At 64.6% G+C, this 6,426-nt stretch carries 6 protein-coding genes; all 6 read left to right on the top strand.

The genetic code is table 11. The features are described from left to right. Positions 1–39: 39 nt before the first annotated feature. Positions 40–228: a type II toxin-antitoxin system HicB family antitoxin gene (locus tag VF168_02655; protein ID HEX7003070.1), complete on the top strand. Its 189-nt coding sequence runs from the start codon at positions 40–42 to the stop codon at positions 226–228. Positions 229–346: 118 nt separating this feature from the next. Beyond that, positions 347–580, top strand: a complete 234-nt coding sequence (locus VF168_02650; protein HEX7003069.1) for a hypothetical protein — start codon at positions 347–349, stop codon at positions 578–580. After that, complete coding sequence (locus VF168_02645; protein HEX7003068.1) at positions 567–824, top strand: type II toxin-antitoxin system RelE/ParE family toxin; 258 nt, start codon at positions 567–569, stop codon at positions 822–824. The genes VF168_02650 and VF168_02645 overlap by 14 nt, the downstream gene beginning before the upstream one ends. Positions 825–1,012: 188 nt before the next feature. Next, entirely contained in the window at positions 1,013–2,452 is a 1,440-nt protein-coding gene (locus VF168_02640) for a DUF3375 domain-containing protein (GenBank protein ID HEX7003067.1), read from the top strand. Positions 2,453–2,504: 52 nt separating this feature from the next. Next, entirely contained in the window at positions 2,505–3,149 is a 645-nt protein-coding gene (locus VF168_02635) for a DUF4194 domain-containing protein (GenBank protein HEX7003066.1), read from the top strand. Beyond that, positions 3,142–6,426 (top strand): ATP-binding protein (locus tag VF168_02630; GenBank protein ID HEX7003065.1); only part of this gene is annotated, 3,285 nt, incomplete at its 3' end. The genes VF168_02635 and VF168_02630, both read left to right, overlap by 8 nt.

Here is a 6,426-nt window from a genome sequence, read left to right as displayed (position 1 = left end):
TAGGCGGACAGCCACGCCCTAATTAGCTAAGATTCGAGAATGAAGCAGCGGTACGTCTACTGGCAAGAGGACGAGATGTGGCTGGGGTACTGGGAAGAGTTCCCCGACTACCGGACTCAGGGCGAGACGGAAGACGAACTCAGGGAAAATCTTCGCGAAATCTTCGACGAACTGAACGACGGCGAGATTCCGAACGTGCGCCGGACCGCAGAACTCGACATTGCGTGAAGCGAAGGGATCTTATTAGGCGGATCGAAGAAGAAGGCTGCGTTCTCCTTCGACACGGACGGAAACAAGGCTCGAAGGCGGGCCTTGACGCTATAACGTCATGACGTTATCCTTCACTATGCCGAAGACGTCGAAACGAGCAACGGTTTACTTCGACCCTGACCTCCATGCGGCCCTTCGGCTAAAGGCGGCCATGAGCGATCGTTCGCTGTCCGACATCGTCAATGAAGCAGTAGCCGAGGCGCTGCTCGAGGACCAGAAGGATCTTGCGGAGTTCAGCAAGCGTGGTGAAGACCCGCTTTTGAGCTACGAGCAGTTCCTGAACGAGCTCAAATCCCTTGGCAAGATATAGTCTGGTCTTCAAGAAGTCCGTCGCGAAGGACTTTCGTGCTATTCCCAAATCTCACGTCGGCAAGATCCTGTCCCGCATAGAGAGTTTGGCGGAGGATCCGAGACCGCCTGGGAGCGTCAAGCTCACAGCGCAGGAGCGTTATCGCGTCCGCCAGGGTGCCTACCGCATTCTTTACGAGATACAGGATGACGAGTTGCTGATCACCATCGTGAAGGTGGGCCACCGGAAGAGTGCTTACACCTGATACGTTGCCGGGAGTCCAGCGGCTTGAGCCTAGATCAGGGCACAAATCCATTCATCAATGAGCGGCTGACAGCTTTCGCCGAGACGAGATTGGCGGGAACCAGGCCAGCTAAGATACGCAACCCCGGTCCGGTACAATTCGACTCACCACCGCTTCCGGCCGGACGCCCCGCCCTCAAGAGGTCCACTATGGACTACACGACCCTCGAACTGCTCAGCCGCCAGCACCCCGCCTGGCAGTTGTTGCGTGCCCAGCACGCCCCTTTCGTCGCGGCTTTCCTCAACCGGGTGTTCCTCGAGCCGAACGTGCGCACTCTGCCCGAAGCGCATCTGATCGAGGCGTTGGACGACGAGCTCTTCGGACTGAGGGAGCGACTGGGCGAGGATTCCTTCCCGCGTGACGCCCGCGCGTATCTCAACGACTGGTCGCGCAGCGAACGGGGCTGGCTCCGCAAGTTCTACCCGGCCGACTCCGACGAACCCCGCTACGACCTCACTCCGGCCACCGAGCAGGCTATAAGGTGGCTCTCCAGCCTCAGCGAACGTTCATTCGTGGGCACCGAGTCTCGGCTGCTCACCCTGATCGATCTGCTGCGTCAACTGAGCCACGGCACCGAACGCGACCCTGAAGTGCGGATCGACGAGTTGCGACGCCAGCGCCAGGAGATCGACGATCAGATCGCCCGCATAGAGGAGGGCGACCTGTCGCTGCTCGACAGCACCGCGGTGAAGGAGCGCTACCAGCAGTTCCGCGAGCTGGCGAGTCAATTGCTGGCCGACTTCCGCGAGGTCGAGCACAACTTCCGCCGGCTGGACCGGCAGGCGCGCGAGAAGATCACCCTTTGGGACGGCGGCAAGGGTGAGCTGCTCGAAGAGATCATGGGAGATCGGGACGCAATAACCGGATCGCACCAGGGCAGGAGCTTCCGCGCGTTCTGGGAGTTGCTCATGTCGCAGTCACGCCAGGAGGAGCTGGGGGAGCTCCTCGACAAGATGCTGAGGCTACCGGCCGTCGCCGAGGAACGGCCCGAGCCGAGGTTGCGCCGCATCCACTACGACTGGTTGGAGGCGGGCGACCACACCCAGCGCACGGTAGCGCAACTCTCGCAACAGCTCAGACGCTTCCTCGACGACAAGGCATGGCTCGAGAACCGGCGGATCATGGAGATCCTCAACTCGCTGGAGGCCAACGCGTTGGCGGTGCGGGACGCCCAACCACCGGGGCCGTTCGCCGAAATCGCCGCGATCTCCCCGAGCGTCGAACTGCCCATGGAACGCCGCCTCTTCGCACCCCCCTCCTCACCGGCCATCGCAAGCGAGCCGGTCGAGGTGGGAGACGCCGAGATAGATGCCTCGGCACTTTTCGCTCACAGCGAGGTGGACCCGGCGGAACTGGCCCTGCGAATACGGAGGGTCCTGCAGGCGCGCGACCAGGTGACGCTGGGCGAAATCATCGATCAGTACCCGCTCGAGCACGGCCTGGCCGAACTCGTGACCTACCTGAGGCTGGCGGGCGAGAGCGATGACAGCGTGGTGGACGAGGCCGGCAGCGAGACCATCGCCTGGCTCTCGGCAGACTCCATACAGCGACGGGCCAGGATCCCTCGTGTCATCTTCAGGAGCGTATGACGATGCTGGAGCCGGCCCCCGGAACAGAGCAGAGCAGTCGGAGCGTATGACGATGCTGGAGCCGGTCCTCGGAACCGATCAGAGCAGCCCCACACAGCCGGCCCTCTCCCGGGTCGTCCCCACCCTGCTGAAGGGCGTGATCTACCGGGAGGAGGACGCCGATGCCTGGGCGCAGTTGGTCGCCCTGCAGGGTGCGGTGAGCGATTACGTCCGCGTCCTGGGCCTCGAGCTCTACCTGGACGAGGCCGAAGGGTTCGCCTTCCTGCGCTCGCTTCCGGAGGACGAAGAGGCCGAGAGTAGGGCGCCGCGACTGGTTGCCCGCCGACAGCTCACCTTCCCCGTCAGCCTGCTGCTGGCGCTCCTGCGCAAGAAGCTCGCCGAGTTCGACGCCGAGGGCTCGCAAGCCCGACTGGTGCTCACCCTCGACGAGTTGGCCGAGACGCTTCGCCTCTTCCTGCCCGACGGCAGCAACGAGGCGCGGCTGGTGGACCGGGTCGAGACGCACCTCAACAAGGTCGCCGAGCTGGGTTTCGTTCGCAAGCTCAGGCGGGCGCCAGGCGCGGGCCCGCAGGCGTACGAGGTGCGCCGGATAATCAAGGCCTTCGTCGACGCGCAGTGGCTGGGAGAGTTGGACCAGAAGCTGGCCGAGTACCGGCAGCACCTGGGTCAGGAACCGCGGGACCAGGACGATGACTGACCTCTCCCCACTCTTCGCCTCCTCCCAGGCCGGGTTCCGGCTCGCCAGCCTCGAGGTGCTCAACTGGGGCACCTTCCACCAGAAGGTCTGGCGGCTGGACCTCAACGGCCAGAACTCGCTGCTCACCGGAGACATCGGCTCGGGCAAGTCGACGCTGGTGGACGCGGTCACGACGTTGCTGGTGCCCGCCCAGAAGATCGCATACAACCGAGCGGCGGGGGCCGAGTCCAAGGAGCGGAGCCTTCGCAGTTACGTTCTTGGTCACTACAAGTCGGAGCGCGGCGATGCCGGCAACGGTGGCCGGCCCGTCTCTCTGAGGGAGCCGGGAACCTATTCGGTCATCCTGGGCCGGTTCGAGAACGAAGCGCTGGCGCAGACCATCACCCTGGCTCAGGTCTTCTGGTTCAAGGAGACCGTTGGTCAACCGGCCCGCTTCTACATCGTCGCCGAACGACCGCTCGCCATCGCAGACCATTTCAGCGACTTCGGCGGCGAGGTGAAGGAGCTGCGCAAACGCCTCCGAGATGCCGGCGACACCATCTTCGACAGCTTCAGCAGCTACGGTGCCCACTTTCGGCGCCGCTTCGGCCTGCAGGCTGAGCAGGCACTCGAGCTGTTCCACCAGACAGTCTCGATGAAGTCGGTGGGCAACCTCACCGGCTTCGTCCGCAGTCACATGCTCGAGCCGTTCGAGGTCGAACCGAAGATAGCCGCCCTGCTCGAACACTTCGACGACCTGAGCCGGGCACACGAGGCGATCCTCAAGGCGAAACGTCAAGTCGAACTGCTGGCTCCCCTCGTCGAGAAGTGCGATCGCCACAACGAAACAGCTATCGAGGCGGGCGAGCTGCGCGCCGCCCGCGAAGGCCTCAAGCCGTATTTCGCTCGGCTCAAGATCGGACTCCTGGACGATCGACTGCTCCGCCTGCAGGAGGAGATCGAACGCTGCGACCGCCGCATCGAAGGCTACCGGCAGGAGGTCCAGAAACTGCGCCTGGATGAGCAGGAGCTGCGCCGCAATATCGCGCAGAACGGCGGCGATCGCCTGGAGCGCCTGTCGGCCTACTTGAAGCAGCTGAACGAGGAGATCGACCGGCGCAGGGAGAAGGCGCGACGCTATGGTGACCTGCTCGAGATGGTGGGCGCAACGCCGGTGCGATCGCTCGACGAGTTCCTCTCGCAACGGCAACGATTGGCGGTCCTTCGGGACGAGCAGGAGTCGCGAGGGGACGAGCTGAAGCGCGATCTGCGTGACCTCGGAGTCGAGTTCGAGCAGCACAGGCTCGAGCACCAGCAGCTCTCGAACGAGATCGACAGCCTTCGCAGCAGACGCAATAATCTTCCCGCCAGGCAGGTCGACTTGCGCGGTCGACTGTGCGAAGAGCTGAGCATCGCCGAGGAGCGGCTCCCGTTCGCCGGCGAGCTCATCGAGGTGCGCGAGCAGGCGAGGGACTGGGAGGGCGCCGCCGAGCGCCTGCTGCACGGCTTCGGACTCTCACTGTTGGTGCCACAGGAGCGGTACGCCCAGGTTGCCGAGTGGGTCGACCGGACCCATCTGCGTGGGCGGCTCGTCTATTACCGCGTGAGGCCGGCCGAGCCCTCCTCGGCCCCAAAGAAACTACACCCCGACTCCCTCGTCCACAAGCTGGCGCTCCAGTCGGACAGCCCCTACTACGAGTGGCTGGAGCGCGAGTTGTCGCACCGCTTCGACTTCGCCTGCTGCGAGTCGCAGGAGCAGTTCCGACGCGAGGAGCGCGCCCTCACCCGCAACGGCCAGATCAAGGGCAGCCGCGAGCGCCACGAGAAGGACGACAGGCACAGGATCGACGACCGCGCACGTTACATCCTCGGTTGGAGCAACCAGGCGAAGATCGAGGCGCTCGAAGGCGATTTCGAGCGCTTGACCGAACGTTTGGCCGGCCTGGCGCAGCGGATCGAAGAGTTGCAGGCACAGGAGCAGAGGGTCGGCGACCGCCTCAAGGCCCTGGCGCAACTCGACGAGTACCGCGACTTCCGCGAGATCGACTGGGGCTCGCTCGCGGTCGAAGCGCAGCGGCTGGAGGACGAGAAGCGGGCGCTGCAAGAGTCGTCGAACGTGCTGCTCGAGCTCCAGGGCCGGCTGGGCGCGGTGGAAAGAGAGATCGAGGAGGCCGAGGAGCGGCTGGCGCGAGAAAGGGACGGGCGCGCCAGGACCGAGCAGAAGCAGAGCGACGCCCGTGCGGCCCGCAGTCAGACCGAGGAGCTGCTGGCCGGCGAAGACGCGAGCGGCGACAGCAGCGCGAACAACCGCCTGATCGCCGACCTGCGCGAACAGCTCCTGGCGGATCGCAAGCTCACGGTCGAGACTTGCGATACACATGAGCGGGACCTGCGGGTCGAGTTGACCGCCAGGATCGACGCCGCCGACAAGCAGCTCACCCGGCTCCAGGAGCGGATCGTGGCAGAGATGGGGGCCTTCCGAGCAGAGTTCCCACAGGAGAGTCAGGAGATGGACAGCAGCATGGCGGCCGCCGGCGCCTACCGGGAACTGCTGGAGAGGCTCACCTCCGATGACTTGCCCAGGTTCGAGGCCCGCTTCAAGGAGATGCTGAACGAGAACACCATCACCGAGGTGGCGAACTTCCACGGGCAGCTACAGCGCGAGCGCGCGCTCATTGGCGAGCGCATTGGCGTGATCAACGATTCGTTGCGGGGGATCGACTACAACGAGGGCCGCTACATCCAGCTCGAGGCGCTGCCGACGAACGACCGGGAGATAATCGAGTTCCGCGGCGACCTGCGGGCATGCACCGAGGGCAGCCTGAGCGGCAGTGAGGACGACCAGTACTCGGAGCGCAAGTTCCTCGAGGTCAAGCGGATCATCGAGCGCTTCCGCGGCCGCGAGGGCCTGGCCGAGATCGACCGCCGCTGGACCGAGAAGGTCACCGACGTGCGCAACTGGTTCACCTTCGCGGCGAGCGAGCGGTGGCGAGAGGATGACGAGGAGTACGAACACTACTCCGATTCCGGCGGCAAGTCGGGCGGGCAGAAGGAGAAGCTCGCCTACACGGTCCTGGCGGCCAGCCTCGCCTACCAGTTCGGCCTCGCCGGCGCCGAGCCCAAGGCCCGCACCTTCCGCCTGGTAGTCATCGACGAAGCGTTCGGCCGAGGCTCCGACGACTCCGCCCGCTACGGACTGGAGTTGTTCGGCAGGCTTGGCCTGCAACTGCTCATCGTCACGCCCCTCCAGAAGATCCACGTCATCGAGCCGTTCGTGTCCAACGTGGGATTCGTGCAG

The organism is Trueperaceae bacterium (genome assembly GCA_036381595.1).
GTDB lineage: Bacteria > Deinococcota > Deinococci > Deinococcales > Trueperaceae > DASVCN01.
This window is presented reverse-complemented; position numbering and strand designations above follow the sequence as displayed.

Coding starts and splice junctions, on each gene's coding strand:
- VF168_02640 (HEX7003067.1), top strand. CDS start 1,013: ATGGACTACACGACCCTCGAACTGCTCAGCCGCCAGCACCCCGCCTGG.
- VF168_02655 (HEX7003070.1), top strand. CDS start 40: ATGAAGCAGCGGTACGTCTACTGGCAAGAGGACGAGATGTGGCTGGGG.
- VF168_02650 (HEX7003069.1), top strand. CDS start 347: ATGCCGAAGACGTCGAAACGAGCAACGGTTTACTTCGACCCTGACCTC.
- VF168_02635 (HEX7003066.1), top strand. CDS start 2,505: ATGCTGGAGCCGGTCCTCGGAACCGATCAGAGCAGCCCCACACAGCCG.